Origin of the sequence: Vreelandella songnenensis, assembly GCF_003002925.1 — a bacterium.
Taxonomy (GTDB): Bacteria; Pseudomonadota; Gammaproteobacteria; order Pseudomonadales; family Halomonadaceae; genus Vreelandella; species Vreelandella songnenensis.
In genome coordinates this window covers 26408-52706 of sequence record NZ_PVTK01000009.1, presented here as the reverse complement: position 1 = coordinate 52706, position 26299 = coordinate 26408, and the positions used below count along the sequence as shown (strand labels likewise).

Here is a 26299-nt window from a genome sequence, read left to right as displayed (position 1 = left end):
GAAGCGTCAGGCCCTTGCGGGGCGCCGATTCAGCTCGCGCATGGCAAGCAGCCCAAGCACTGGCCCCGGCAGCAGCCACCAGATGACCATCAGCGAGTGGCTCGCCCACAGCGTGGTGACCAGCGCGATGGAGGGAATGGTCAACCCGAAGCCGATGGCGTTCATCATCGAAAGCGCCGCCCCCAGCCGCTCCGGCGGGGCGCAGGCCGAGGCCAGAGCGGAAAACTGCGCCGAATCGGCAATCACGCTCACCCCCCAGACCCCCAGCAGTATCAGCAGCAGCCAGGGGGAAGCGTCGCCCAGCAGCGGATACACCAGACAAAGCGCGCCGGAGATCAGCAGGGCGGTAAACGCGACTCGGGCACTGCCTGCCTGACGGCTCCACTTGCCCGCCCACACGCAGCCAGGCAGGCCCAGCGCAATCACCAGAAAGCTGAGCCACGGCTGAAGGCCTGCCGCGGCATCGAGCCTGCCAAGCTCGCGAGCCACCAGAAAGGGCACCAAGGCCCAGAAGGCGTAAAGCTCCCAGCAGTGACCGAAATAGCCAAGCGAGGCCTGACGAAACGCACGTTGCTTGAACGCCGCAAGTCCGGCCCAGGGGCGGCCACCGGTGGCCTTGGTGGGCAGATGAGGGCCAACGCCCAGGCGCAGAATCAGCGCCGCGGCCAGCAGGGCAAGAAGCGATGCCAGCAGCAGCGGCCACTGCCAGGGCAAATGCAGCGTCAAGCCGCGCAGCAGGTGGGGCGAGGCAATGCCGAGCGTCAGCATGCCGACAAGCCAGCCAAGCGCGGCCCCGGCGTGCCTGGGGGTCCAGCTTACCACCAGCTTCATGCCCAGCGGATAGATACCTGCCAGGCAGAGCCCGGTGGCAAATCGGGCCACGGCGGCCAACGTCACGTTTTCGGCGACACCAATGAACGCGGCGTTGATCAGCGCGCCAAGCACGGCGGAAAGCGCAAACAGATGGCTTGCCCGCACGCGGTCGGCAAGGCCTGTGGTAGCAATCAGTAGCGTACCGCTGATAAACCCGGCCTGAACGGCAATGGTGAGCATGCCCAGGTCGCTTTCGCCAAGGCCTACGGCCTCCTGCAGCGCCAGGCCCACGCCGTTGACGCTGAACCACAGCGAGGTACCGAACAGCTGAGCGATGACGATCATGGCGAGGGGGTAGCGGGTTATCACGGAGGCGGGCATCATGAATCTTCCAAGTAGTTATTATTAACGCCTTGAACGGTTAGGCAGGCGTTTGGGGGCGGCCTGGCGGCAATGGCTGTGTACTTCGCCTACTCTTTTATCGTCCCCAGCTCCTGCTCGATCTGTTCAATACTAGGCAGGCCGGTCTGCAACTCGGAAGGCAGTGATTCCAGCAGCTTGTATTCGGCAATGCCCATTGGCTGGGATTTATCGCTTAACGCATACTCCGCCACCACCTTGTTTTTGCTCTTGCACAGCAGTAGGCCAATGCTGGGATTGTCCTGCTTACCTTTGAGTTGGCGGTCAACCGCCGTGAGATAAAAGCCCAGTTGTCCCAGGTGTTCGGGCTTGAACTTGCCGGTCTTCAGCTCTATGACCACATAGCAACGCAACTTGAGATGATAAAAGAGCAGGTCGATGAAAAACTCCTCGCCGCCCACATCCAAGACGACCTGCCGGCCGACGAAGGCAAAGCCCGCCCCCAGCTCCAGCAAGAACTCAGTGACATGGCGTACTAAAGCCTCTTCCACTTCGCGCTCCTGCGACTCGGCAGACAGTCCCAGAAAATCAAACCGGTAAGGATCCTTCAGCGACTCGCGCGCCAAATCGGATTGTGGCTTGGGTAAGCGGGTCTCAAAGTTGGTGATCGCAGCTCCTTGGCGTTCCAGCAAGCGGGTTTCAATCTGCATCACCAGTACGTTGCGCGACCATCCATGCTCCAAAGCAGCGCGTGCATAAGCCAAGCGCTCGGTGGGCTCTTTAAGCTTGCTCAACAGCACCAGGTTGTGACCCCAGGGTAATTGTCCAACAGCCTGTTGGACAATTTCGGCGTCTGGCCAGGCCTCGGCAAACGCGCGCATATACATCAAGTTTGCTCTGGAAAACCCTTTTCCTTCCGGAAAGGCCGTACGCAGGTCACGCGCCAATCGATCTATTACCTTGGCGCCCCAGCCCTGCTCGGCCTGGCGGCGAAGAATATCCTGCCCAATCTGCCAGTAGAGCAGCACCAACTCCCGGTTGACGGCCTGCGTCGCCCGCTGCTGGGCGTTGTGAATGCGGCCCTTCAGTTCAGCCAGCCAGTCGGCGTACCCTTCCGGCGGTGGTGTCATTGAAATAGGTTTGTCGTCCATAGGGAAACTCGTGTCGGTTACCCAAGCTTATGCGGCACCACTTCATGCCCAAGCGCTTTGTAGCGCTGCCAGCAGGCGCGCTTGGCGACCAGCACGTCCTGGTGCTGGTTGATGATTTCGGCGATGCGTGCGTAGCGCTCGACGCCATCAGGAATCTCGGGGTGCAGGTTCAAGAGCGCGGTTTCTTCGCGGGGTACTGGAAGCTGCTGCCAGCCCAGGATGACCGGCACGCTTGCGGCCATTTCGCTGCCTTCCAGGGCGTGGGGCAGGTAGGCGTCTTCACGGAAATTCCACAAGGCCTTGTCGGCCTGCTCGGCCAGGGCCTTGTCTTCGCAGTGAAGGTGTAAACGATAGCCCTTGCGCCAGATGGTTTCCGCCAGCTTGCAGGCAAAGGCCAGCCGCGCTTCAAGGGTGGTGTCGGGAAGGATATAGAAATCGATGCGCGCCATGGCGGCTCCAGCTCTTTCAAAACACGTCGCCGCCGCGGTGAGCGGCGGCGGGAGGCATTACACCAGTTGGGTCAGCCAGCCGTGCTTGTCTTCACTGCGCCCGTACTGGATATCCAGAAGCGTCTTGCGAATGCGCATGGCTACCTCGGAGCCGCCGTCGCCCTGCAGGCGAATGCGCTCGTTCTCCGTGACCAGCTCGCCTACCGGCGTGATGACCGCGGCGGTGCCGCAGGCAAAGACTTCGGTGATCTCGCCTGTGGCCGCGGCCTCGCGCCACTCGTCGATGCTGATCGGACGCTCTTCCGGGGTCAGCCCCATGTCCTTGGCAAGCGTGAGCACCGAGTTGCGGGTCACGCCTTCCAGAATGGTATCCGTCAGGCGCGGAGTTACCAGGCGACCATCCTTGAAGACGAAGAACAGGTTCATGCCACCCAGCTCTTCGATCCACTTGCTTTCAGCAGCGTCCAGAAACGCCACCTGACCACAGCCGTGAGACTCGGCTTCCTTCTGCGCGGCGAGCGAGGCCGCGTAGTTGCCGCCACACTTGGCAAAGCCGGTGCCACCGGCGGCGGCGCGCTTGTAGTGGGACGATAGCCAGATGGACACCGGGCTTACGCCACCCTTGAAGTAGGACGCCGCCGGGGAGGCGATGACGTAGTAGTCCACTTCGTGCGCCGGACGCACCCCCAAGAAGGCTTCCGTGGCGATCATGAACGGGCGAAGGTACAGGCTGCACTCGTCGGCATCGCTTTGCGGTGTGGGTACCCAGGTGTGGTCCTGGGCCAGCAGCGCCTTGATGGAGCCAATGAAGTCTTCGTCAGTCAGTTCCGGCAGTGCCAGACGGCGGGCACTACGGCGGAAACGCTCGGCATTCTTCTCCGGGCGGAAGGTCCATACCGAGCCATCGGCGTGGCGGTAGGCCTTGATACCCTCGAAGATCTCCTGGCCGTAATGCAGCACCGAGGCGGCGGGATCGAGCACCAGCGGGCCGTAGGGGCGAACCTGATGGCCGTGCCAGTCAGCGTCCACCGTCCAGCGGATATTGACCATGTGGTCGGTGAAGTGCTTGCCAAATCCTGGGTTGGTCAGGATGTTGTCACGAATGCTGTCGGCCGTCGGCTGATTGGACGGCAGGGTTTCAAAACTAGTGGGCACGGCGTGTTTTCTCCGCTAGAGCCAGGCCCCGAAGGGCGAATATAAGCGTGTCATCAGAAGCAGCGTGGGGCTTGAAAACAACGCCCCAAGCCAATGCTTTCAGGTTTAACGGTTGTCGCCCTGAAAGGCAACCATCGAACGCTCGATCAAGAGATTAATTGGCGCTACTTTCTACCTGGGCATCGGCTTCACGGTCCAGCAGGTACTGGGAAAGCAGGCCAACCGGGCGGCCGGTGGCGCCTTTCTGCTTGCCCGAGTGCCAGGCGGTGCCGGCGATATCCAGATGCGCCCAGGGGAAATGGTCGGCAAAGCGCGACAGGAAGCACGCCGCGGTGATCGTACCCGCCGGGCGTCCGCCGATATTGGCAAGGTCGGCAAAGTTGGATTCCAGCTGCTCCTGGTACTCATCCCAAAGCGGCAGGTGCCAGGCACGATCCCAGGCGGCTTCGCCGGCTTCGAGCAGGTCGAGCGCCAGGTCGTCGTCATTGGAGAGCAGGCCGGTGGCGTGGTGGCCTAGGCCGATGATCACCGCGCCGGTGAGAGTGGCGATATCGACAACGCTTGCCGGCTTGAAGCGCTCGGCGTAGGTCAGCGCGTCGCACAGCACCAGGCGGCCTTCGGCGTCGGTGTTCAACACTTCAACCGTCAGGCCCTTGAGGGTCTTGACGATATCGCCGGGCTTGGTAGCCAGGCCGTCCGGCATGTTCTCGGCGGCGGCGACGATGAATACCAGGTTGAGCTTGGGCTTGATGGCGAGCATTGTCTTCACGGTGCCAAACACGCTGGCTGCGCCGCACATGTCGAACTTCATTTCATCCATGCCTTCGCCGGGCTTCAGCGAAATGCCGCCGGTATCGAAGGTAATGCCTTTGCCTACCAGCACGTGGGGCGCCTCGTCACGCTCCGCCGCGCCGTTGTACTTCATGACGATCAGGCGGGTAGGCTCATGACTGCCTCGGCCGACCGAAAGCAGTGAGCCTGCGCCGAGGGCTTCCAGCGCCTCTTCGTCGAGAATCTCAACCTCTAACGCGCCGTTGGAGGTTCGGCCCAGCTCCTCGGCCTGCTCGGCAAGGTAGCGCGGTGTGCACACGTTGCCCGGCAGGTTGCCCAGGGTACGCGTGTAGTTGATGCCTTGACCGATGGCGGCGCCAATGCGGGCACCCTGCTTGGCAAGCGTGGCGTTTTCCGGCTCGCAGATCAGGGTAACGGCTTTAAGGCTCGCTAAAGGCGCAGGCTGCGACTTAAACTGGTCGAAGCGATACACCGCCCGCTCGGCGGCTTCCAGCACCTTGCGGGCTTTCCAGCTGCTGTCACGGCTTTCAAGCGCGACATCGTTAAACGCGATGCTTGCTTCATCGACCGGCAGTTTGGTCAATGCCACCATGGCGGCGTCCAGGGCTTTTAAAAAGGCCGCTTCCTGGCACTTTTCGCGCTCGCCGAGGCCTACAAGTAGAAGCCGCTCGGCGCACAGGCCCGGCGCGAAGGGAATCATCTGCACGTTGCCAAGGCCGGCGTCGAAATCGCCGCGCTCGAGCAGCTGGCCGATCAGGCGCTCGCTGGCGCTGTCCAGGCTGGCCGCCGTGGGCAGTAGTTGACTACCTTTGAAGATGGGGATGACGAGACAAGCCGTTTCGGCTTTGGCCGGATTGGCGGTCTGAACGGAAAATTCCATGACGTCTCCAACAAGACAAGCATCGAGGGATTCGGGATAATGCCCCTTACTGGGCGTTTGATTAGTGTACCCAAGCCATGCACGCATTGCATGGCATCCTGCATGATTAGCCGGAGAGGGCGTTGATTTTATTTCGGTACTTAACTCGTGAAGTGTTACTCACCATGTCGGCGGTCGCCGGCATTTTGCTGCTGGTCATCATGGGCAGCCGCTTTATCCGCTATTTTTCAGATGCCGCAGAGGGCGACTTTCCGGTCACCATTCTGGGCAGCCTGATGCTCTTTCACCTGCCCGGTTTCATGGAGCTGGTACTGCCGCTGGCGTTTTTCTTGGGCATTCTGCTGGCCTACGGGCAGCTCTACATGAACAGTGAAATCACCGTGATGGTCGCCTGCGGCATGAGTCCGCTGCGCCTTTTACGGGTCACGCTGCTGCCGGCCTCTATCGTTGCGGTACTCGTCGGCCTTTGCAGCCTGTGGCTGACGCCGGCCGGGGCGCTGCAAACGGCGGCCACCCTTGAAGAGCAGCGCAGCCGCCTGGATGTCTCGGTGCTGGCGCCGGGGCGGTTTCAGGACTTTGGCGGCGGCCGGACGGCTTACATCAGCGATTTCAGCAGCGATGGCACGGAAATGCAGGAAGTGCTGGTGCATGAGCAGCCGGGGCCTGAAAGCCCGCATAGTTTCGTGACCCGGGCGGGCTCGGGATATCAGGAAACCCGAGTGGAAACGGGCAGCCGCTTTCTGGTGCTGGAGGATGGCGAGCGCTACGGCGTGGTGCCGGGGCGTAACGATGCCCAACGGCTGACCTTTGAGCGCTACACCATGCGCCTGGGGTTGAGCCGCAGCCTTCGGGAGCTCGATTCGCTTGAGTACGCCACGACGCCTGAGCTTTGGGACGACCCGAACCCGCGCGCCCAGGCACAGTTCCAGTGGCGATCAGGGCTTCCGCTGATGGTGTTCATTCTGGCCCTGCTTGCCCAGCCGCTCTCACGGGTAAATCCTCGCCAGGGCCGGTTTGGCAAACTGCTGCCGGCAGTCTTTCTGTACGTTGCCTATTTGAGCCTGCTGCTGGCCGCGGTAGACGCCATTGGCAGCGGAACTCTGCCAACGGTGATAGGCGTCTGGCCGGTTCATCTGTTGTTCTTCGGGTTGGGTCTGCTGCTTTTATGGCGCTCACAGCGTAAGGGGATGCGTTAATGCTGACACTGGCCGACCGTCTGGATCGTTATATTGCTCGCAACGTATTGGGCGCCATTATCGTTGTGCAGTTTGTTCTGCTGGGCCTGGATATCACCATCGCCTACATTGGCGAACTGAGCCATGTAGAGGAGAACTATTCGGCGCTGGATGTACTGTTTTACCTGCTGATGCGTACGCCCTGGCGGTTTTATCAGTACGCCCCGGTGGCCGTGCTGATTGGCGCGCTGATTGGCCTGGGCAGCATGGCCTCCAGCAACGAACTGACCGTGATGCGCGCCGCCGGACGGTCGCTTGCGCGCATCGTATGGGGTGTGATGAAGCCGGTGCTGGTAGTGGTGGTCGCCGTACTGCTGGTGGCCGAGTTTGTCAGCCCACGTACCGAGCAGTTTGCCGAGGCCTGGCGCCTTGAGCAGCGCCAGGGTGAAAACGCCCAGCCCGCCAGCCGCAGCGGCTGGCAGTTTGAAGGCGACAGCGTCTACCGGTTTGGCGCCATTCGGGCTGACGATGTGGTACTTGATCTGACCCGCTACCGGTTTGACGAGCGCCGCCTGGTGGAAGCGACTCACGCCTCGCGCGCGCACTGGGAAGAGGGTGCCTGGCGGCTTGAAAACATTACCACCACGCGCATCTATGATGATTATACCGAATCGGATACTCAGGAAAGCGCCTTCTGGGAAACGCATATTACCCCTACCCAGCTCGAGCGCCTGCTGCGCGATATCGAAAGCCAGGCGCCCAGTGAGCTGTGGGCCTATGCCAACTACCTCCAGGCTCAGGGGCTTCAAGCAGACAGGCCGCTTCTCTACTTCTGGCAGAAGATGCTGATGCCACTCACCATGGGCTCTCTGGTACTCATTGCCGCCTCCTTCGTGTTTGGCCCGCTGCGTACCGTGGCGGCAGGCACGCGGGTGTTCTACGGCGTCGTGACGGGGCTCTCCTTCAAGTATATCCAGGACCTGCTGGCCCCGGCGTCCACCATCTTTGGCTTCTCGCCGATCTGGGCGGTGCTGGTGCCCACCCTGGTGTGTGCCGGCGTCGGCATCATGTTCCTGCGCCGCAATGGCTGAATCAGCCGGGCTTGCGCGTAGGCTAGGGGCACTTGCCTACGACGGCGCGCTGGTGCTGGCGCTCTGGCTCGCGCTTACCGCACTGCATCTGGCGCTCTTGCGGCTGGTCGTCAACCAACCCGACCAGTCGGCGGGCGCTTGTGGCTTTTGTATCTGGAGCCTGCGCGCGCTACTGCTTGCCGCTACCACCCTGTTTTTCTGTTTTTTCTGGCGCCGCGCCGGTATGACGCTGGGTATGCAGGCATGGCGGCTGCGTGTGCAAACGGCCGATGGCAGGCAGCCTGCCGTTGGCCAATGCCTGATACGCTGCACCGTGGCCTGGCTCTCCCTGGCGGCATTGGGCCTGGGTTACGCGTGGGTGGTCTTCGATAGCCAGCGCCGCAGCTGGCCGGATATTGCCTCAAACACGCGTACTGTCGTGCTTTCCAACCCTAGATCAATGCATTAGCACTTCTGGAAGTAAAAGCTAACTCGCTGTAATAATTTGGCTTGTTAATCAGTGAACAGTAATCGCTGCGATTTGGCACCTTTTTTTACTTGATAAAATGTATGCGAATCATTTACATTCACCTCATGTGATTCATGAGGTGTCGCCATGTACGTTTGCGTGTGCAAGGGAGTAACCGATCATCAGATACGTCAGCAGGTGAGCGATGGAGCGCGCAGCTGGCGAGAAGTACGTGAAGCCACCGGCTGCGCTACCCAGTGCGGCAAGTGCGCCTGCTTTGCCAAGTCGCTGACGAAAGAGGCGCTTCAAGAGGCGCGGATGGAAGCCGACATGAGTCTCGCTTACGCCGTGTGACGCGAATCACTCGTGTTAGGGTTATCGTTAGCAAATAGCTGATTTATTTGAATTTTTTACCACCTTCTTTATACTCTCAGAAAGCTGGGAGTATGACCTTGCATGGCCTATACTCCTTCATTAACGTAACTGCTTGATTGATCAAATTAACTGTCAGCATTACAACGAAAAGGTGACGTCATGAAAGGTGATCCCCAGGTAATTCAGCATCTCAACAAAGCGTTGGGTAACGAACTGATTGCCATCAACCAGTATTTCCTCCACGCCAAGATGTACAAGGATTGGGGTCTCAAAGCCCTGGCCAAATGGGAATACGACGAGTCCATCGAAGAGATGCAGCACGCTGACAAGCTGATCGAGCGCATCCTGTTTCTGGAAGGCATTCCCAACCTGCAAGACCTTGGCAAGCTGCATATCGGTGAAAACGTCAAGGAGATGCTGGAAAGCGATCTGCGCATCGAGCACGATGGCCGTAACGACTACATCGAAGCCATCACTTACTGCGAAAGCGTTAAAGACTACGTTTCCCGCGACCTGCTGCGCGATCTGCTAGCCGATGAAGAAGATCATATCGATCACATCGAAACCGAGCTGAAGCTGATCGAGCAGGTCGGTATCCAGAACTACATGCTGCGTCAGATGCAGCTGGCCGGCGATCACGAATAAGGGTTTGCCTGCTGAAAAAAAACGCCCCCGATACTATCGGGGGCGTTTTTCTATGCCTTGCTGGAACCCACAAGACTTGAGAGCGATACCGCAAGAATGGACAGCAGAATCAGCGCCAGCGCCGGGATCAGCACAGCCCAAGGGGCGCGTTCGATATAGGGCATGCCTTCGGCGAGAATCAGCCCCCACTCCGGCGAAGGCGGGCGTGGCCCCAAGCCCAGAAAGCCAAGGGCCGCCAAGGCCAGCGCCACGCCCGGCAGGCGCAGCATGGCATGGCGAAATACCGGGCCAAGCACTGCCGGTAGAATATAACGGCTCATCAGGCGAACGTGGCCCACGCCCAGAATCGGCGTAATGCGCACGTGGGGTTGGGCTTTCACTTCGGCGACCAGCGCCGCGGTATGCGCTGCCAGGGGCGCCCAGGCCACCGCCGTCACGGCAATGATGGCACCGCTGGTGCTGGGTCCCATCAACCCCGCCACGATCAGCCCGGCGATGGTGGGCGGGGTGGCCTTGGTGATCTCGATGGGCCCGGTGGCAAGGCGCGGTGCCAGTCCGATCAAAAGCCCCAGTACCAGTGAGAAGAACACCACCACCGTGGCCATGCCCATGGTGGAAAGCGCACCATGCGCCACTCGAGCCAGAATATCCCTTCCGGTGCCGTCCGCGCCCAGCGGCAGGGCAAGGCTGGGCGCTTCCAGGCGCATGAACGCTGAGCTGAACGGGTCGCGGGTAATCCCGGCGGCTACCAATACCAGCAGCAGCGTAACCGCCAGCATGGGCACTACCCACGCCCGACGCTGGGTGCCGTGTTCATTATGTGTAACCGGCAGGGCGCCTAACCGAAATGCCCGGCCCAGCAGCAGCGCACGGCCAATATTGGCAAGGCTGCCCAGCACGATGGCGATGATCAGCAGAATCAGAATTCCGGTTTGCAGCGCCGGCATGTCCTGGGCGGACGCTGCCCCCAGCGTTGCCCGGCCAAGGCCTGGAATGGAAAATACCTGCTCGACGGCAATCGCGCCGCCGGTCAACCCCACCATGACCATCCCCACCTGGGGCATCAGGCTTGGCAGCGTGCGCCGCAGGGCCGCCAGAGTAATGCGGCGGCGCGAAAAGCCGGCCACGCTCCAGGTTGCCACCCAGCGTTCGGTGAACGTTGCCGAAAGGCCATCACTGAACAGGCGCCCCAGCAGGCCACCCGCCGGCAGGCCAAGCGCAAGCGCCGGCAATAAGGCGTAACTCAAGCCGCGCCAGCCGTAAGGCGGCAGCCAGTTGAGCCAGGCGGCAAACACTACCAGCAGTACGGCGGCGAGCAGGAATTCGGGCAGCGCGGTCAGGGTCGCGCCCACCGCGCCGGAGGAGCGGCTGACGCGGCCGTTCAGGCCCTGACGCACCACGGGCACGCAGATCAAGGTGGCGACTACCACCGCCACCAGCATGCCAAACGCCATCAGCGTGATCGACACCTGGGCGCTTTTCAGCATGCCCGGCAGCACCGGCGCGCCGGAGATCCAGGAGTTGCCCGCATCCCCATGCAGCAGCCCCGCAAGCCAGCTCTGAAGCTTATCGAGCGGGCCCAGCTCCAGGCCCAGCTGGGCGCGAATGGCGGCCAACGCTTCGGGCGTTGCCTCCTGCTCGGCCGAGCGTGCCCGCAGAATGCTGAGCGCCGGGTCGCGGCCTGAAAGCCATGGCAGCAGCCCGACCAGCACCACGACGCCTGCCAGCGTAAAAAGGCGTGAGAGCAGCGGGATCAAAGGGTCAAGACGCAGGCGGTGCCAGCCGCGCTGCGCGATGGTCGTCATCATGGCAGCCTACCCTCAGGACTCGCTCTCGGCATCGATGGCCGTCTTTTCCGTGATCAACATCCGCTCGCGCGGGTCGCGCTCGGCGCCGGCTACTCGGGCCGATTCGCCCTGGATGACCCGCTCATGCAGCATGGGGATCGCCGCGTCGGTACGCAGGATAGCGGCTTCGGCGTCAATGATCGCCTGACGGCGTCCTTCGCCGGTGGGCTGCTCGGCGGCGTAGGCAAGCGCTTCGTCAACGGCCGGGTCGCACAGCTGGGCGATGTTGAACGAACCCGCGCAGGCAAAGTCGCTGAACATGTAGGCCACCGGGTCGCCGGAATCGAGCACCGTGGCGCGGGAAAGGATAAAGGCATCAAACTCGCCCGCCAGCGCATCGGCTTCAATATGAGCGTACTCGCGAACCTCTTGATTGACCTTGAAACCTGCCTGGGTCAACTGCTGCTCCAGCAGCACAGCCACCTCGGGCAGCTCGGCGCGGTCGGTAAAGGTTGCAAGAGTGATTTCAGTGCCGTCCGGCACGCCGGGGGCGGTGCGCTCTTCAAGCGGTTCGCGGTAGTCGCTGGCCCAGGCCAGTGCCGGGCCCAGCAGGCCAGCGGCAATATCGGCGCGGCCTTCGTAGACGGTGTTTACAATGGCGGCGCGATCAATCGCCTCACGCGCTGCGGCTCGAAGGCCAGGGTCCGCCATCGGGCCTTTCTCGGTATTCAGGTAGAGCGTATTGGTGCGCGGCATGGGCACCTCATGCACAAGCTCGGGGTCGAGCAGCGCTACCTGAGAAACCGGAATGGCTTCTACTACATCTGCCGCACCGGTGCGCAGGGCGGCTGCCCGAGCCGTGCCATCGGGCACATAGTCGGCATCGATGCCGGCGGCCGCCGCTGGCTCGCCCCAGTAGTCATCAAAGCGGTCAAGGCGCGCGCTGGTGGTGCCGTTGATTTCCTTCAATACAAACGGGCCGGTGCCGGCTTCGACAGGATTGACCCGGCCGTCGTCACCGTAGGCCTTGGCGGCAAGAATCGCCAGCTGCGGGCTGGAAAGCCGGTTGGGAATCAGCGGATCGTCTTTCTCGGTGCGTACGATCACCGCGTTATCGCCGTCGGCCTCGATGGTCATGTTGACGCCATCCAGAATGCGCGGCTTCGGGGTGGCCTGGGTCGCCGCCGTGAGTGAGTTGACCACATCACTGGCCGTCAGCATCGTACCGTCGTGAAACGCCACGCCGTCGCGAATCACAAAACGCCAGGTCTTGGCATCACGCTGCTCCCACTCGGTGGCCAGAAACGGCTGGGGATCGCTGTTGGTATCCAGACGAATCAGCGTTTCGGCATTGCTCCAGCGCGAGAGCTTGAAAGCGTCGTCGGAAAGCGGTGTCAATCCTGAGCGCGGCGGCTGAAGCATGGCCACGCTGATGCGCTCACCACCCTCGGAGGTAACGGTATCGCGCTGCTGTTCAAAACAGCCGGCAAGCAGCAGCGGCGCGGCAAGAGCAACGGGCAGGGAAAGGCTAAGCGAACGGCGTGACATGATAAGGCTTCCTGATGATACGTGGCTAAAAGGCAAGTCGTTACCCGGCGCAAAAAGCTGCCGCCGGGGCTCTGAAGTGGGTGGCATTGGCGATATGCATTACAGCAGCGCGTCTACCTCGGCGGCATTACAGCTTGGATAGACGCAGGTGGGCAGTTGGGAGACGGCACTGATCAGATCCCGCGTGATGTAATGCCCCGGCGCGCGCCACAGTTCGGCGGTAGGCCGGTCTTCGACAATTCGGCCGTCATCCATTACCAGCGTGCGCTGACACAGCCTGGTGACAACGGATAAGTCGTGGGAAACCATCAAAATCCCGGTGCCGCGGTCTTCGCAAAGCGTTCGCAGCACGTTGATTACCTGAGTGCGCACTGGTAAATCCAGGCCGCTCAGCGGTTCATCGGCCAGCAAGAAGCGCGGGCGGGTGGCGATTGCCCGGGCGATCGCCACCCGCTGGGCCTGCCCGCCGGAGAGTTCGTGGGGTTTGCGCTTTAGAAACGCTGTACCCAGGCCTACCTGTTCCAGGGCTTCCACGGCGCGCTCGTCAGGGTTGCACTCAACGCGCAGTCGAATCAACGGCTCGGCCACCAGCGCGCGTACGCTCATGCGTGGGTCGAGAGAGGAGGCCGGGTCCTGAGGAATGTACTGAACCGCCTGGCGATACCAGCGCAGCTTCGCCGTGGAGGCCGGGCACACGGTTTTATCCTGGCAGGTAATCGAGCCGCTATCCGGCGCTTCGATGGCCAGTAGAGAGCGCAATAAGGTGGTCTTGCCCGAGCCCGAAAGGCCCACCAGCCCCACGCGCTCGCCGGGGTAAAGCGTTAGATCGATATTGCGCATGACCGGCTTGCGTTCGCCCGCCCGCCAGAACACTTCACGGGGTAGCGTGACGCTTTTGTTGAGGCCGCGCGCCGAGAGAAACGCATCGCTGCGTTTAAGCGTGAGTAGGCTTGGCATCTAGGCGCTCTTCAACAGGGCATGGGGTGTGTAACGTTCAGCGTGGCTTGTCAGTGAAGGCTGTACGCTGTGCGCGGCGGCGACCAGTTCGCGGGTAAAACGGTGCCTGGGCGCGTTGATCAAGGCATCGAGCGGGCCGCTTTCAATCATCATGCCACGCTCGATGATCACCGCCCGTTGGCAAAGCTGCGCGGCCGCGTGAAGATCGTGAGTGATGAACAGAAGGGCCGTCTGGGCAGTATCCGTGTGCTCGCGCAGGGCGCGCAGCACTTGGGCCTGGGTTACCACGTCCAGCGCCGTGGTGGGCTCATCGGCAACCATCAGCGACGTTTTGCAGGCCATGGCCAGCGCAATGCATACGCGCTGGCGCTGGCCGCCGGAAAGCTCTGCAGGCGTACGTTTGACAAGACGCTGGGGGTCGGGAAGGTCCATGGCTTCAAGTAGCGCCACCGCCGCTTGAGTAGCCGCCTTGCGCGACAGGCCGTGATGGCGAATAAACGGCTCGCGTAACTGGGAGCCGATGGACGCCAATGGGTTCAGCGCCGACAGCGAATCCTGAAATACCATGGCAACCCGCGACTCGTTCAAACGTCGCGCGGCGGGGGTAGCGATAGCTTCCCGGCCGTGAAGGCGGATACTGCCCTGCACCTTGGCCGCCGGCGGCAATAGCCCGAGTACCGCATTGGCGGTAAAGGATTTACCCGACCCGGAAGCCCCCAGCAGGCAGACACGCTCGCCGGGCATCACGTCAAACGAGAGGCCATCGACCACTGCCTGCCGGCCAATTTGAATGCGCAGATCACGCACGGATAACACGGGGTCGCTGCACATGGACAACATCTCAAGCTGAATTACTGAAACATTAATAATCGTTATGATATAACGTTTTTAACATGCTCAGCAATATGAGGCGTTGACCCACAGGCACAAAAAAAGCGCTGAAGACTCAGCGCTTGAAAACGGCCAGGCAGCAGGCTGCCTGGCAATGGCAATGGCAATTACTTGCTGGCCGTGGCCAGCGCTTCTTCACCGAAGTTATTGGCCGGCTCATCCACCGCGAAGGTAGCCCGGCTCAAGCGGCGTACGCGCTTCATGAACAGCGCAATGCAGACCAGCGTGCCAAGGGCGGCGGCGGCATAGCTCCACTGCAGCGGCAGGCCAAAACCGATCGGCGCGTAGGCGATGTAGGTAAACGTTGCCATGGTCATGAACACCGCGGGAATCGAGGTGATCAGGTACGGCTTGCGCGACAGTACCAGGTACATGGTGGCCACCCACAGCGCGATAACGGCGGTCGTCTGGTTGGCCCAGGAGAAGTAGCGCCACAGCAGGGTGAAGTCCATGTGGGTCAGGATATAGGACATCGCAAACAGCGGCAGGGCGATCACGATACGCTTGACTATCGGGCGCTGATCGATCTTCAGGTAGTCGGCGATGATCATGCGCGCACTGCGAAACGCGGTATCGCCCGAGGTGATCGGCAGAACGATAACGCCCAGTACCGCCAGCGTGCCGCCTACGGCGCCCAGCATGGTGGTGGCCACTTCGTTGACCACCGCCGCCGGGCCGCCCGCTGCCAGCACGTCGGAAAGACTCTGGTCACCGTGGAACAGGCTCATGGCCGCGGCCGCCCAGATCATGGCGATGACGCCTTCGGTGATCATCATGCCGTAAAAGATCTTGCGCCCGTTGGTCTCGTTTTCAGTCGTGCGCGAAATGATCGGCGTCTGGGTGGCGTGAAAGCCTGAAAGCGCGCCGCAGGAGATGGTCAAGAACAGCAGCGGGAAGATGGGGGCGCCTTCAGGGTGCATGTTCTGGAACGAAAGCTCGGGGATCGGCGCGCCGGTGACGACCATGCCGATACCGATACCCGCCGCGCTGAACAGCAGCAGTGCGCCGAAGTAGGGGTAGATACGGCCAATCACCTTATCAATGGGCAGCAGCGTGGCAATCAGGTAGTAGGCAAAGATCGCCAGGATGATGACGGTCAGTGAGATCGGCATCATGTTGTTCAAAAGCGCGGCAGGCGAGGTAACGAACACTGTACCAACCAACAGCAGCAGCAGGATGGCAAAGCCATTCACCACGTGCTTCATGGCCTTGCCAAGAAACTTGCCCGCCAGCTGGGGCAGGTGAGCGCCGTGGTTACGAATCGAGATCATGCCGGTGAGGTAGTCGTGCACCGCGCCTGCAAAAATACATCCGATGACGATCCAGACAAACGCGATGGGACCGTATAGCGCCCCCAGGATCGGCCCGAAGATAGGCCCGACGCCGGCAATGTTTAGAAGTTGGATCAGAGAGTTGCGCGTGGTGTTCATCGGCACGTAGTCGATATCGTCACGCATGCTGAACGCTGGCGTCTGACGTTTTCGATTGGTCACGAACACGCGTTCGACGAACTTGCCGTAGGTGAAGTAACCCACTATTAGTAGCAGTATCGATACGAGAAAGGTAATCATGGAGGTACTCGATGTAGGTTAGTCGTAGAAGAAGTAACCACTTGCAAGCGCGAGAGCTTAAACCCAGTAGAACTCGGCTGAATGTACCGACTCGTATCAAAATTCGCTCTACGACTTTAGTTTCCTCCAGACACACTTTTCTTTTTATTCACAAAAAACGGGCAGCGCGTGGCTGCCCGTCATACTCGTTTTCAGGCCTGAGCCTTCAAGACGCCGGGGTGACGCCGCACAGCATGCGCGCACCGCCACCGCCTAGATGCGGCTCGTCAGAGTAGGTGTCGCCGCCTTCATGAATGATCAAGGCGCGGTCGGTCATGTCGTCCATGCTCAGGCGCGGGGCCAGCACCGGCAGGTTGGCTTCGCCGTCTTCATTGACGGTCAGCACCGGCAGGTCGCCCAGGTGGCCTTCACCGTAAGGGCCCTGGTGAGTGTCCGTACTATCGGGGTCGTAATGCCCACCGGCGGCCTGAGCAGCGGTCATTTCGCCGTCATCGTTCTCGGCCGGCTCGCAGCTCGGGTTTTGGTGCAGGTGGAAGCCGTAGACACCGGGTTCCAGGCCAGTGATGGAAGGCGTCAGGAGCACGCCGCCGAACTCTGAGCTTTCGATGGTCACGGTACCCAGCGCTTCTTCCACGCCGTCGGCATTGACTTCATGCATGTTGACTTCCAGCGCGTCGCTGGTTTGTGCATGGGCGGTGCCCGCCAGTAGAAGGGCTGCTGCAATACCGGTTAAGGAAGTTGCTAGACGCATCGTTTCTTCTCCTTTCCTATTCCATGGAAGCCCCGAAGGGGTGCCATTAAAAGGTAGCTGCTTGCCGGCGTGTACGCCAGTTACCCGGCTTATCCTACAACTCAGGTGACAACTGCCTAGCGAGCCGCGACAATGGCGCCCTCGTTTTTTCCGCAGGAAGTCTTATGCCGCCTCTCAAAATCCTCTATCAGGATGAGCATCTTGTCGCGGTGCATAAGCCATCCGGGCTTCTGGTGCACCGTTCGGCGCTGGCGCGCGGAGAAACGCAGTTTCTTGTGCAGCAGTTGCGCGACCAGTTGGGGCAGCGGGTCTATCCCGTGCATCGGCTGGACAGACCCACCTCCGGGGTGATGGTATTGGCGCTCTCTTCAAGCGTGGCGGCGCTGTTAAGCGAGGCATTCAGCGAACGTCAGGTGGAAAAGCGCTATCTTGCCGTGGTGCGGGGCAAGGCCCCGGAGCAGGCACGTCTGGATTATCCGCTGCGTGAGGAGGATGGCACGCGCCCCAAGGCAGAGATGCCGGCGATGCCCGCCATGACCGATATCCGCCGCCTGGACAGCGTAGAGCTTCCGGTGCAGGTAGACCGCTACCCGAGCGCGCGCTATTCACTGGTGGAAGCCCGACCGCTGACCGGGCGGCGTCACCAGATCCGCCGCCATCTTTCCCGGCGGGGCTATCCCATTATCGGCGATGCCAAACATGGTAAAAGTATCCACAACCGATTTTTCGCCGAACAGCTCGGCGCGCCCCGGCTTCTGCTGGCGGCGACGCATCTGGCCTTTGATCATCCGCTGCTGGGCGTGCGGCTAGTCATCAGCTGTGGCCTGGACGACACCATGAGCGCGCTGCTGGATCATCTGGGCTGGGCGGGCCACCTGCCGCTCGATAGCGCGCAGACGCCGGCGCTGGGTGCGCCTTCTGCTCTTCAAACGCCTTGAGGTAGAGTTTTCATGTCGACGACACCTTCTATACATGCGTCGCCTGCTCAAGCAAGCGACTATGATTTCCGTTTTGGCGGTATCCGGCGCCTGTACGGCCAGCGTGCCTTTGCCACATTTCGTCATGCCCACATCGTCGTGGTCGGCGTCGGCGGAGTGGGGAGCTGGGCAGTTGAAGCGCTGGCCCGTTCGGGCATCGGCAAGCTCACCCTGATCGACCTGGACGACGTCTGTGTCTCCAACGTCAACCGCCAGCTGCACGCGCTCGATGGGACTATTGGCCAGCCCAAGGTGGAGGTACTGGCCGAGCGCTGCCGCTTGATCAATCCAGAGATCGAAATCGTCGCCGACACGGCGTTCGTGACACCCACCAACCTGATTGAACGCATTCCCGATGATGCCGACCACGTAGTGGACGCCATCGACAGCGTGATCGCCAAGGCCGCGCTGATCGCCTGGTGCAAGCGGCGCAAGATCCCCATCACCGTGACCGGCGCCGCCGGCGGGCAGACCGACCCTACGCGCATTCAAGTGGCAGACCTGACCCGCACCGAGCACGACCCGCTACTGGCCAAGGTACGCTCGCGCCTGCGCCGGGATTACAACTTCTCGCGCAACCCCAAGCGGCGCTTCTCGGTGGAGTGCGTCTATTCTGATGAGCAGCTTGTCTACCCGGGAAGCGACGGCGAAGTCTGCCTGCAAAAGCCCGGCAGCGGCGACGCCACCCGCCTGGACTGCGCTTCCGGCTTTGGCGCCGCTACCTTCGTCACCGGCACCTTCGGCTTTGTGGCGGCGTCCAAGGTGCTTGAGCGTCTCACCAAGAAAGCCAATCAGCCTGCCGCTGACCAACCCCCTCAAGAGGAGACTCCATGACCACGCCCGTCCCCGGCATCTATCGCCACTATAAAGGCGCACTTTACGAAGTGCTGGGTACCGCCCAGCACAGTGAAACCGAAGAGCCGCTGGTGGTCTACCGCGCTCTGTATGGCGAATACGGGCTGTGGGTGCGCCCGCTTGAGATGTTTACGGAAGCAGTGAGTAAAGAGGGCAGCCCCCAGCCGCGCTTTGCGCTTGAAAAGGCGTTTTAGTAAAAGTTAACTTTGGTTATGTAAGAGATGTCTTGCATTCATGTAAGCCATTGCAGATACGCACTGATCGGGTATTGCCCTACCGTTTCAAGTCACTATTTATTCACTGATACTGCGACCCGCACTGTGGCGGCTTTCCCTGCGCCACAACTCACGTATTTTCCAGAAGCGTGACCCGGTCGCCATCATTACGACGCTGTGTAATGAGCGGGGTATCAGCGATGTCACCTTTACGTTAACGCGTGATCTCATCGAGCGTGAGTACTGTGTACAGTACCGCGAAACCGATCTTGCCTTCATCGAACGCCTGGCCGCCGAAGAGGGGCTGTTCTACTTCCATACGTTCGAAGCCGGCGCCCACCGGTTGGTATTTACCGACGATCCCAAGTTCCTGCCCAACCTTGGCGAGTGCACCTATCATAATCGGGCTGGCGGCACCGCGCCCACCCGCCACGTGCGTAAGCTGCGCCATACCGCCCGCGTGGCAAGCTCATCTGCCACGTTGAAGGATTACACGTTCAAGAACCCCGGTTACGCGCAGTTGCACGAGCATCTAGGGCCGAACGTCGAGCAGCACGGCCAACGGATGGACTATGAGCATTACGATTACCCCGGCCGCTACAAGCAGGATGCTTCCGGCAAGCCCTTCACCCGGATTCGTCTGGAGCACCTGCGCCGCGAGGCCGTGACCGCCGAGGCACAAAGCGATCTGCCCGAACTCGCCCCCGGCGTTCGTTTTACGCTGAGCGACCACGATGTGGAAAGCCTCAATCGTGACTGGCAGCTGATCGAGGTCATTCACCACGGTGAGCAGCCCCAGGCACTTGAAGAAGACAGCTTTACGGTAGGCGATTCCGCCGACATGACGCGCTACCACAACACCTTGGTACTAGGGCCAGGCGATGTCGCCTGGCGTGCCACGCCCAATCCCAAGCCGCGTGTGGATGGCCCCCAGGTAGCCATGGTGGTCGGCCCGCCCGGGGAAGAGATTCACTGCGATGAGCATGGCCGCGTCAAAGTGCAGTTTCCCTGGGATCGCTACGCCGAGCCAAACGAGAAAGCCAGCTGCTGGGTGCGCGTGTCCCAAGGCTGGGCGGGCGGCGGCTACGGCAGTATCGCCATTCCCAGGATTGGGCATGAGGTGATTATTTCGTGTCTTGAAGGTGATCCCGATCAGCCGCTGATTACCGGGCGCACCTACCACGCCGCCAATACCGCGCCGTATCCACTGCCGGAACACAAGACCCGCACCGCGATCAAGACCCAGACCCACCAGGGCGAAGGCTTCAACGAGCTGTGCTTTGAAGACAAGGCGGGCGAAGAATTCATCTATATGCACGCCCAGAAGAACCTGGAACTGCATGTCCTTAACTCCCGCCAGAAGCGCGTCGAGTTCGATGATACCGCCACCATTGGCAACAACTCCCACCTGGCCGTCGCCAAGGACCGCGTCGAGACCATCGACGGCAACCGCGATGTCACCGTACATACCAACCACACCGAGCAGATCGATGGCGAGCGCGGGCTGACGGTCGGCGGCAGCTATCACACCCATGCCAACGGCGATATCACCTTTAAAGCCGATGGCGAGCTGATTCTGGATGCCAGCAAGATCACGCTCGTGGCCGGTGGCGCGGCGCTGGTGGTGTCAGGCGGCAGTGTCGATGTGACGCCGGTATTGAACGTGGGCTCGGCCTCGCCCAGTGCCGCAGCGCTTCCGCCCATTCCGGCGGTGCTGGAAGCCGCTGCGGGCGAAGGTAGCCCGTTTGTTTCCCACTGCCCCCTGGAAGGAGCATGACGCATGGCAACGCCTGACTACTGGGTGGCGCGCTGCCATGTCATGGCCCACACTCCCAGCGCCCGGCGATGGGAAGAAGACACCGATGAGGCCATCACGGTCGCCGCTGTATTGGCCAGCAGTGAAGATGACGTAAGAGCGCGCTTACAGCAGCAGTGCCACCAAGATGGCCTGGGGCTGGTGCGCCTGGAGAGTATTGAAACGCTGCTTGCTCGCTGCCGCCGGGAAGGCCTGGTGCAAACGCTGGTTGAACTGGCCCACACGACGTCATCGAAATACCCGGTCGCCTACGGCGACATGGTTCCCCTGTTACCAGAAAAGCCGCCCGAACCGCAAAACGTTCCGCCAGTGATTCCTCCGGTCAGCTGTCAGGAAACGACCTGGCAAGCGCTGTTTGCCCGCGACCAACCGCCGCTCTGGGCCGTCATTGACGGCGTCAACTGCCGGGAAGCCATGGCGCGCCTGGGCCAGACCGACGCCCAGCACGCCTGCCTTTACGCCACCACGGACACCGCCACTCAGGCCAATGCCCCGTGGCTTGTGCGCATTGAAGCCGACAGCGAGATTCGCGCTTGGCTCGAAAGCCTGCCCCAGGATCAGCACTGGGGTGTGCTGTTTCACTCCCATGCCACGCTCAAGCAACTTCGCACGCACCTGCGCAAGTTCACCATGCTCTGGACGCCCGCCAACGACCAGGCCCCGGTGTACTTCCGCTTCTACGACCCCCGGGTGGCGCTGGATATGAGCCAGGCGCTCGAGCCCTGGAAGCTGGCCGCCTTCATGGCGCCGCTGGAGACCGTCTTTATTCCTGCTTCCCCGCTGATGGTGTTTCCGCCTGAGTTGACGTTAATCCCCACCATCGCGCTGGAGACACCCGTTCAGCAGGTACAGGGGCGATTGTTGACGATCTCGCTCAGCGATGATGCTCGCGATACGCGAGGGCAGGGACGGCAGTTTGCCATCGGCCAGGAAGAGTTTGCGCGATTTGGTGGCTTGATGCAGCAACGAGCCCAGGCGCGCCTCGCCCTGTCGCTTGGTGAGCAATACCCCCGAACCTTGATTGGCCAACGTTTGTCAGCTGTTCAAACCGCCGCACAACTGGGGCAACGCTACGGGCTGGGGTCCAAAAAGCAAGTGCGAACGTTGGCCAAGTGCGTGATCGAGTTCGGTGAAACGTTCCCCGAAGGCCACACTGAGGCTCAGCTCATTCTGCAAAATTCTAAAATGGCTGGCTGGCGAAAGCGTGACCAGTTGGACGCTTGGCTACCGCGAGGACGCATTCGACACACGTTACTTGCACCATATCGTCACGAGGAAGGCAATATGCAGCACGATAATTATCGACCCATTGTCAGTGAGGAGCAGCCATGAGTTACCAGCCTACTCTTGAAGACATGGCTTACTTGGTGCAAGAACAGCCAACGGCTTTTAGGCAGCCTGAAAGGCTACTAAGCAGGATCCAAAATGCGATGGCGAACGACGATAGCCATCCAGGCTCGGCCGTTACTCAGGGGCAAGTCAGCAATAGTATCTATAGTGAATATGTTTCTAGCGGCGCCGACCGGCTCACTGAAAGTCCGATTCCCCAAGAGCCAGCAGACGGCGAGAGCCGCCAGGATCCTGAATTTGGCACAATGTGTGTTATATGCGCCTCGCAAACACCCTGTATCGAAAAGGTTGAGGTGGTCTGTCATTCCGGCAAGAACAATCGTGTAGTGCTGGAAGGCCGCAACGAGCTGGAAGATACTGACTGCAAGATCTATTTTGTAGCCGACAAGGCGGTAGCGGGAGAGCTGAGTTTTGAAGGGTTCTTGAGCGGCTCGACGTTTAAGGATGAAGGTACCGTCACCGTTACGATTGCCGATGACTGCCCACATCAGGCACACACGCTATATTGGACTGGAGCGTTAAACGGTACGACTATTACCTCGGGTACTGAAATACCTTTTACCGTTGAAACGAATCCCCGTTCTCCTCTGACCAACATTCCCCGGTTAGGCGACTATGGTCTTGCCTTTGAGGCGGCCGTCATTATCCTCGATATCATCATGAATCGAGGCATCATGGCGAAGGAGGAGCAATTCAGGATTAGTTACGATGGCACCAGAGATTTTCTGTTTACCTCTGTCACTGTGCCTAGCCTGAAATTCAAAGGAAAAGTGAGTGTACAGCCGCCTCAAATAGGCACCGAGAACATTCCACGCAGTGAGGCTAGGCGATTACGTGTTGAATTGGATATGGGGAGTAACCCCAGGCAGGTTACGCACGAACAGGGATGGCAAGTTGATGCAGAAATAGAAGTGACTTGCGGTAGTAACACCAAGAAGATCCAGGTAGGCAAATATCGTAGCGAAACCTCGACCTACGATAGTGCCCCGTCGCTTCGCAGGCAACAAGGTGCTCGCCAGCAGGGGAGTTCAATTGATCGATTTATTGATTCATTGACAACCAATGCCAAGCGCTTGGCAAAAAGTCTGAGTACCGAACATGATGCAGATAAATTAGCCAATATTTTTACGGTAGGCCCAAAGCTAAGTATGCAAGTTGGGACCGAGCAGATTGAGCAGGATGGAGGCCCTGAGCTTACGTGGAAGCTAGATGTAGGCCTTTCGTTGGATTTTGCATTTGGTGTCAAGGTCGATATTTATCTAGCGCTGAAGCGTGCGTTAAGAAGGCTGCCCGTCGTTACTCCTTTAGGAGCAGCGGCTCATACGCTAGTCACATTCTTGGAAGATGCGGAAACAGGAAGAAACCTGCTTGTTGCCCAATATCAAATTGATCCTTCGCTTTTCATGGAAATCTCGCTTGGAGCGGGGTTCAAGGCATCGGAGGATGCTACTGCCGATGAACTGCTTGGAGGCGTTTACGACTTTCATGAGGGGAAATTCGACGAATCAACTGTAAGAGGTCAGGTTGAAGTCCAACTTACCGCTAAGGCTATGGGCGGTATTCTTGGCTATTTTGACTCGATCATCACCGATAGACATGTTTTCAAATACGAGGCTGAAGTCGTTACCGAAGGTGGTATTCGAATCAAAACAGATGAAGGCCGCTGGGGATATCAGCTTTATCATAAAGGCGCTGCCTTAAAAATAAAGTCGTTCAAGAAAGTTAATGTAGAGTCAGGTGGTCGACAATCAGATGCTGGTGGTCGCCCAAGCCCCAGTTCTAATAATTCACGACAAGCCGTACTAAACACTATGACAATCAACTGGGTTGAAGATTCAGAAAATACTAACACTTACCCCCTCGCAGAGGGCTATACAGGGGAGTTTATAACTTTCTCATGAAAACATTAGTGGCGTTACTACTATCTTTTTTAGTTATGATGGAGACACAGGCAATGGCCCAAGAAACACAGTACCAGTTCGGCGTACGCTGGAGCGTGAATGGGGTGGCATCTTCAGTAGACATGCAAGAGATAATGCTAAATTTTTCAGGGGTGCCAGGGCATCAAAATACAATGCTGCCAGCATCCCAATACATACGTAATGGTCGTAACGAAATCCAGTTCTATGCATGGCCAGTGCCCTCTGATAAACCATTTGAAGAGCAGCATGAGTTGCGCCTCTCCATGGAGTATTGGGAGCAGGGGGAAAACCCCAACACTGAAGCCAAAACCGCCTTTGAGGTTGTTATACAACCTGGTCTCGAAGGTTTTAAGCCAGAAGTTGTTAATGTAGATGATCAAGCTCCATTAAATGTGGTAGCTAGTTCCATCCGTTGGGATGATGACTATTTCAGACTGGAGGTGCCTTTTTACAACCGTCAGCCGATGCCCACTTGGTGTTGGGAAGAAGGCGACGTATTAAGAGACAGTAATGCTACCCGTGATAGCCTAGCCCGTGAATATCGCCGACTATATACGCTCTTTGAGGCCCAGGATAACGATGCGCTCATGGATGCCTCGAAAACCATGATTGAAGAGCTTGCTTTGGCTTCCGGAGAGCCCGAAGATTACGTGCGCCAGCGAGCCAGTTTTAGCATGTTCTTTGATAATCCTAACCTTTTCCAGCTAGACCCTTTTCCAGAAGAGCCGATGACATTGAATTTAGCAGCGGATAATCGTGTGGCTTGGCTTACCCGTGAGGGAGTAGCAGCGCCGATTCGATTTGGGCACGCAGGAAGTGATGAGCAAGTCTCAAACGTCAGACTCTACTTCATCCAACGTGACGGTCAATGGGAAATCTGCCGATGAAACCCATAGCCTGCCAAGGCGATCTGCACAGTTGCCCCATCCCTGGCCACGGCACCACGGAAATCGTCTCAGGTTCGCCCTCTCGCGTAGAGGGCCAGCCCGTGGCGCGGGTGGGCGATAAAACCGGCTGCGGCGCGACCATTATCGAAGGTTCCAGCCACTCCAACCACGATGGCCGCCCCACGGCGTATCTTGGCTGCAAGACGGATCATGGCGGTGAGATTATTACCGCTTCCAGCAGTGCCAACGTCGAGCCGTAATGCCAACACCATGCTTTAACGCTAAAGGGCGCTTATTCCGTCATTAAGCGTTGCCCCATAAAAGTCCTGGCACGGCCTGACTGATGTTCAGCCGTGCCCACGTTTAATCAAATAGTATGGAAGATGAACCATGAAACAGTGGATTGTTGCTCCTTTTTTGTTGGTAGCCGTGATGGGAAAGGTACTGGCTGACTCTTTGGAAATGCCTCAATCAGGTGTCTATGCCGTGGACTCGATAGAAGCGGTAGAAGCGAATCCCTTGGCGGATTCCATGCTGCCCGAGATTGAAGCGAGCATGGAACGCGCCTGGATCAGATTCGATCGCGAGAACAGCACCGCTGAGATCTATATGGAAGCGCAGGAAGAACCGCTACATTACGATTTCGATTTTGAGGCCCGGCAGGCAACAAGCCCTGACAACCCTACTGCTGGGCTTCGGCTTCAAACGCCCGAACAATTTGTGATGATCCAGGGCGTGCCGTTCGAAGTGGCTTTCACCTTCCAGCAGATAGATGAGAACGGGGCTGAGTTTGCTGCGTTGCAATCCGCGCGGGATGAATGGCTGGAGCACAAGCAGGCAGCAGTGGAACAGCAGGGATCAGGTCTAGCCGAGCTTTTCGATGTCGAGCCTCTGTCACCTGATACGTCTGACTGGGTAGATTGGGAAGTACCCTACATATTCGATGCGCCATTTGATTGGAATGACCAAGACGTTACGCTTTCCAAGCCGGATTTACTCGCGCCTGAAGGGTTGCTGTTCTCTACCGATTTCGGGGTGCCAACGCTGTTGATCGGGCATTTGGTAGCTGATACTGACGCCTTTCGGAAAAGCATTATCTCGCCTGATGATGTGCAGGAAACAATTGAACTGGAAGCGCCGGAGCGGTCGCTGACTATTTTCATGAATCAAGACGGCAACCTCGGACTTGTCGGGGTTGTACCCAGTGATCAAGAGGCCACGAGCTTCTGGGTAATGGAGCCCAGTGACTTTTTAGTGACAGAAGATATCAATCGATTCATTGCCATGTTTTATACCATTCGTACGCGAGATTCCCTCTAATAAGTGCACCATTGGCCCTCTCATGTAGAGGGCCAACCCGAAGCACTGTACAGAAATAACCGCCGCATCAGGTGCTTGCCCCCATCACTACGTAACCCTCACCGTTAAATCTTTCGCT

Annotated in this window: 24 protein-coding genes and 1 pseudogene; 14 read left to right on the top strand and 11 right to left on the bottom strand. The window is 59.4% G+C overall.

From position 1 onward, the window contains the following. Positions 1–6: 6 nt before the first annotated feature. The 5 genes from B0H98_RS14055 to B0H98_RS14035 form a co-directional block, all read right to left on the bottom strand. The gene (locus B0H98_RS14055) at positions 7–1197 is read right to left on the bottom strand and encodes an MFS transporter (protein ID WP_106375696.1); all 1191 of its coding nucleotides are present in this window, start codon (positions 1195–1197) and stop codon (positions 7–9) included. An 86-nt stretch (positions 1198–1283) separates the two neighbouring features. After that, positions 1284–2324: a PDDEXK nuclease domain-containing protein gene (locus B0H98_RS14050; protein ID WP_106375695.1), complete on the bottom strand. Its 1041-nt coding sequence runs from the start codon at positions 2322–2324 to the stop codon at positions 1284–1286. A 17-nt stretch (positions 2325–2341) separates the two neighbouring features. Beyond that, on the bottom strand, positions 2342–2773 hold the full coding sequence (locus B0H98_RS14045) for a DNA polymerase III subunit chi (RefSeq protein WP_106375694.1): 432 nt from the start codon (positions 2771–2773) through the stop codon (positions 2342–2344). A gap of 57 nt (positions 2774–2830) precedes the next feature. After that, on the bottom strand, positions 2831–3928 hold the full coding sequence (locus tag B0H98_RS14040; protein ID WP_106375693.1) for a branched-chain amino acid aminotransferase: 1098 nt from the start codon (positions 3926–3928) through the stop codon (positions 2831–2833). A gap of 154 nt (positions 3929–4082) precedes the next feature. Continuing rightward, on the bottom strand, positions 4083–5600 hold the full coding sequence (locus B0H98_RS14035; RefSeq protein WP_106375692.1) for a leucyl aminopeptidase: 1518 nt from the start codon (positions 5598–5600) through the stop codon (positions 4083–4085). Positions 5601–5722: 122 nt separating this feature from the next. Between B0H98_RS14035 and lptF the strand changes: the two genes are divergently transcribed. The 5 genes from lptF to bfr all read left to right on the top strand — a co-directional run bounded on the left by lptF (position 5723) and on the right by bfr (position 9334). After that, positions 5723–6796 carry an LPS export ABC transporter permease LptF gene (gene lptF / locus B0H98_RS14030; protein ID WP_106375691.1) on the top strand — a complete coding sequence of 358 codons (1074 nt, stop codon included), beginning with the start codon at positions 5723–5725 and terminating at the stop codon, positions 6794–6796. Further along, positions 6796–7866: an LPS export ABC transporter permease LptG gene (gene lptG, locus B0H98_RS14025; protein WP_106375690.1), complete on the top strand. Its 1071-nt coding sequence runs from the start codon at positions 6796–6798 to the stop codon at positions 7864–7866. The genes lptF and lptG overlap by 1 nt, the downstream gene beginning before the upstream one ends. Further along, complete coding sequence (locus tag B0H98_RS14020; RefSeq protein WP_106375689.1) at positions 7859–8314, top strand: RDD family protein; 456 nt, start codon at positions 7859–7861, stop codon at positions 8312–8314. Before lptG ends, B0H98_RS14020 begins: the two co-directional genes overlap by 8 nt. 147 nt (positions 8315–8461) lie before the next feature. After that, positions 8462–8668: a bacterioferritin-associated ferredoxin gene (locus tag B0H98_RS14015; RefSeq protein ID WP_106375688.1), complete on the top strand. Its 207-nt coding sequence runs from the start codon at positions 8462–8464 to the stop codon at positions 8666–8668. Between the two features lie 180 nt (positions 8669–8848). After that, positions 8849–9334, top strand: coding sequence for a bacterioferritin (gene bfr / locus B0H98_RS14010; protein WP_087109927.1), 486 nt, complete (start codon positions 8849–8851; stop codon positions 9332–9334). 50 nt (positions 9335–9384) lie between these two features. Here bfr and B0H98_RS14005 read toward each other — a convergent pair whose 3' ends face one another. The 6 genes from B0H98_RS14005 to sodC all read right to left on the bottom strand — a co-directional run bounded on the left by B0H98_RS14005 (position 9385) and on the right by sodC (position 16839). Further along, entirely contained in the window at positions 9385–11142 is a 1758-nt protein-coding gene (locus B0H98_RS14005; protein ID WP_106375687.1) for an ABC transporter permease subunit, read from the bottom strand. Between the two features lie 12 nt (positions 11143–11154). Next, a complete protein-coding gene (locus B0H98_RS14000) occupies positions 11155–12669 on the bottom strand; it encodes an ABC transporter substrate-binding protein (protein WP_106375686.1) in 1515 nt (504 codons plus the stop codon). A 99-nt stretch (positions 12670–12768) separates the two neighbouring features. Then, a complete protein-coding gene (locus B0H98_RS13995) occupies positions 12769–13626 on the bottom strand; it encodes an ABC transporter ATP-binding protein (protein ID WP_106375685.1) in 858 nt (285 codons plus the stop codon). Further along, positions 13627–14457: an ABC transporter ATP-binding protein gene (locus B0H98_RS13990; protein WP_106375684.1), complete on the bottom strand. Its 831-nt coding sequence runs from the start codon at positions 14455–14457 to the stop codon at positions 13627–13629. 167 nt (positions 14458–14624) lie between these two features. Then, positions 14625–16088 (bottom strand): carbon starvation CstA family protein, encoded by a 1464-nt coding sequence (locus B0H98_RS13985; protein ID WP_106375683.1) that lies wholly within the window; start codon positions 16086–16088, stop codon positions 14625–14627. Between the two features lie 205 nt (positions 16089–16293). Further along, positions 16294–16839 (bottom strand): superoxide dismutase family protein, encoded by a 546-nt coding sequence (sodC, locus tag B0H98_RS13980; protein ID WP_106375682.1) that lies wholly within the window; start codon positions 16837–16839, stop codon positions 16294–16296. A 164-nt stretch (positions 16840–17003) separates the two neighbouring features. On the opposite strand from sodC, the gene B0H98_RS13975 reads away from it, so the two are divergent. The 9 genes and pseudogenes from B0H98_RS13975 to B0H98_RS13935 all read left to right on the top strand — a co-directional run bounded on the left by B0H98_RS13975 (position 17004) and on the right by B0H98_RS13935 (position 26181). Then, positions 17004–17777, top strand: coding sequence for a pseudouridine synthase (locus tag B0H98_RS13975; protein ID WP_106375681.1), 774 nt, complete (start codon positions 17004–17006; stop codon positions 17775–17777). Positions 17778–17789: 12 nt separating this feature from the next. Next, complete coding sequence (gene tcdA / locus B0H98_RS13970) at positions 17790–18650, top strand: tRNA cyclic N6-threonylcarbamoyladenosine(37) synthase TcdA (protein WP_106375680.1); 861 nt, start codon at positions 17790–17792, stop codon at positions 18648–18650. Next, a complete protein-coding gene (locus tag B0H98_RS13965) occupies positions 18647–18865 on the top strand; it encodes a DUF1653 domain-containing protein (RefSeq protein WP_106375679.1) in 219 nt (72 codons plus the stop codon). The genes tcdA and B0H98_RS13965 overlap by 4 nt, the downstream gene beginning before the upstream one ends. Positions 18866–18959: 94 nt before the next feature. Next, positions 18960–20663: pseudogene (locus B0H98_RS13960) on the top strand (type VI secretion system Vgr family protein); the annotation flags it as partial. A gap of 3 nt (positions 20664–20666) precedes the next feature. After that, positions 20667–22034: a DUF4123 domain-containing protein gene (locus B0H98_RS13955; protein WP_106375678.1), complete on the top strand. Its 1368-nt coding sequence runs from the start codon at positions 20667–20669 to the stop codon at positions 22032–22034. Continuing rightward, on the top strand, positions 22031–23953 hold the full coding sequence (locus B0H98_RS13950; protein ID WP_106375677.1) for a hypothetical protein: 1923 nt from the start codon (positions 22031–22033) through the stop codon (positions 23951–23953). The genes B0H98_RS13955 and B0H98_RS13950 overlap by 4 nt, the downstream gene beginning before the upstream one ends. Next, on the top strand, positions 23950–24861 hold the full coding sequence (locus B0H98_RS13945) for a hypothetical protein (protein WP_244183186.1): 912 nt from the start codon (positions 23950–23952) through the stop codon (positions 24859–24861). Before B0H98_RS13950 ends, B0H98_RS13945 begins: the two co-directional genes overlap by 4 nt. Next, positions 24858–25121, top strand: coding sequence for a PAAR domain-containing protein (locus B0H98_RS13940; protein ID WP_106375675.1), 264 nt, complete (start codon positions 24858–24860; stop codon positions 25119–25121). Before B0H98_RS13945 ends, B0H98_RS13940 begins: the two co-directional genes overlap by 4 nt. 130 nt (positions 25122–25251) lie before the next feature. After that, complete coding sequence (locus tag B0H98_RS13935) at positions 25252–26181, top strand: hypothetical protein (protein ID WP_106375674.1); 930 nt, start codon at positions 25252–25254, stop codon at positions 26179–26181. The last annotated feature ends 118 nt before the right edge of the window (positions 26182–26299 follow it).

What these genes read in the sequence shown, in the direction of transcription:
- B0H98_RS14035 (WP_106375692.1), bottom strand. Translation starts at nt 5,600, where the DNA reads ATGGAATTTTCCGTTCAGACCGCCAATCCGGCCAAAGCCGAAACGGCT.
- B0H98_RS14045 (WP_106375694.1), bottom strand. Translation starts at nt 2,773, where the DNA reads ATGGCGCGCATCGATTTCTATATCCTTCCCGACACCACCCTTGAAGCG.
- sodC (WP_106375682.1), bottom strand. Translation starts at nt 16,839, where the DNA reads ATGCGTCTAGCAACTTCCTTAACCGGTATTGCAGCAGCCCTTCTACTG.
- B0H98_RS13955 (WP_106375678.1), top strand. Translation starts at nt 20,667, where the DNA reads ATGGCAACGCCTGACTACTGGGTGGCGCGCTGCCATGTCATGGCCCAC.
- B0H98_RS14050 (WP_106375695.1), bottom strand. Translation starts at nt 2,324, where the DNA reads ATGGACGACAAACCTATTTCAATGACACCACCGCCGGAAGGGTACGCC.
- lptG (WP_106375690.1), top strand. Translation starts at nt 6,796, where the DNA reads ATGCTGACACTGGCCGACCGTCTGGATCGTTATATTGCTCGCAACGTA.
- B0H98_RS13935 (WP_106375674.1), top strand. Translation starts at nt 25,252, where the DNA reads ATGAAACAGTGGATTGTTGCTCCTTTTTTGTTGGTAGCCGTGATGGGA.
- B0H98_RS13950 (WP_106375677.1), top strand. Translation starts at nt 22,031, where the DNA reads ATGAGTTACCAGCCTACTCTTGAAGACATGGCTTACTTGGTGCAAGAA.
- B0H98_RS13975 (WP_106375681.1), top strand. Translation starts at nt 17,004, where the DNA reads ATGCCGCCTCTCAAAATCCTCTATCAGGATGAGCATCTTGTCGCGGTG.
- B0H98_RS14005 (WP_106375687.1), bottom strand. Translation starts at nt 11,142, where the DNA reads ATGATGACGACCATCGCGCAGCGCGGCTGGCACCGCCTGCGTCTTGAC.
- B0H98_RS13945 (WP_244183186.1), top strand. Translation starts at nt 23,950, where the DNA reads ATGAAAACATTAGTGGCGTTACTACTATCTTTTTTAGTTATGATGGAG.
- tcdA (WP_106375680.1), top strand. Translation starts at nt 17,790, where the DNA reads ATGTCGACGACACCTTCTATACATGCGTCGCCTGCTCAAGCAAGCGAC.
- B0H98_RS13990 (WP_106375684.1), bottom strand. Translation starts at nt 14,457, where the DNA reads ATGTGCAGCGACCCCGTGTTATCCGTGCGTGATCTGCGCATTCAAATT.
- B0H98_RS13940 (WP_106375675.1), top strand. Translation starts at nt 24,858, where the DNA reads ATGAAACCCATAGCCTGCCAAGGCGATCTGCACAGTTGCCCCATCCCT.
- B0H98_RS14020 (WP_106375689.1), top strand. Translation starts at nt 7,859, where the DNA reads ATGGCTGAATCAGCCGGGCTTGCGCGTAGGCTAGGGGCACTTGCCTAC.
- B0H98_RS13965 (WP_106375679.1), top strand. Translation starts at nt 18,647, where the DNA reads ATGACCACGCCCGTCCCCGGCATCTATCGCCACTATAAAGGCGCACTT.
- B0H98_RS13995 (WP_106375685.1), bottom strand. Translation starts at nt 13,626, where the DNA reads ATGCCAAGCCTACTCACGCTTAAACGCAGCGATGCGTTTCTCTCGGCG.
- bfr (WP_087109927.1), top strand. Translation starts at nt 8,849, where the DNA reads ATGAAAGGTGATCCCCAGGTAATTCAGCATCTCAACAAAGCGTTGGGT.
- B0H98_RS14015 (WP_106375688.1), top strand. Translation starts at nt 8,462, where the DNA reads ATGTACGTTTGCGTGTGCAAGGGAGTAACCGATCATCAGATACGTCAG.
- B0H98_RS13985 (WP_106375683.1), bottom strand. Translation starts at nt 16,088, where the DNA reads ATGATTACCTTTCTCGTATCGATACTGCTACTAATAGTGGGTTACTTC.
- B0H98_RS14000 (WP_106375686.1), bottom strand. Translation starts at nt 12,669, where the DNA reads ATGTCACGCCGTTCGCTTAGCCTTTCCCTGCCCGTTGCTCTTGCCGCG.
- B0H98_RS14055 (WP_106375696.1), bottom strand. Translation starts at nt 1,197, where the DNA reads ATGATGCCCGCCTCCGTGATAACCCGCTACCCCCTCGCCATGATCGTC.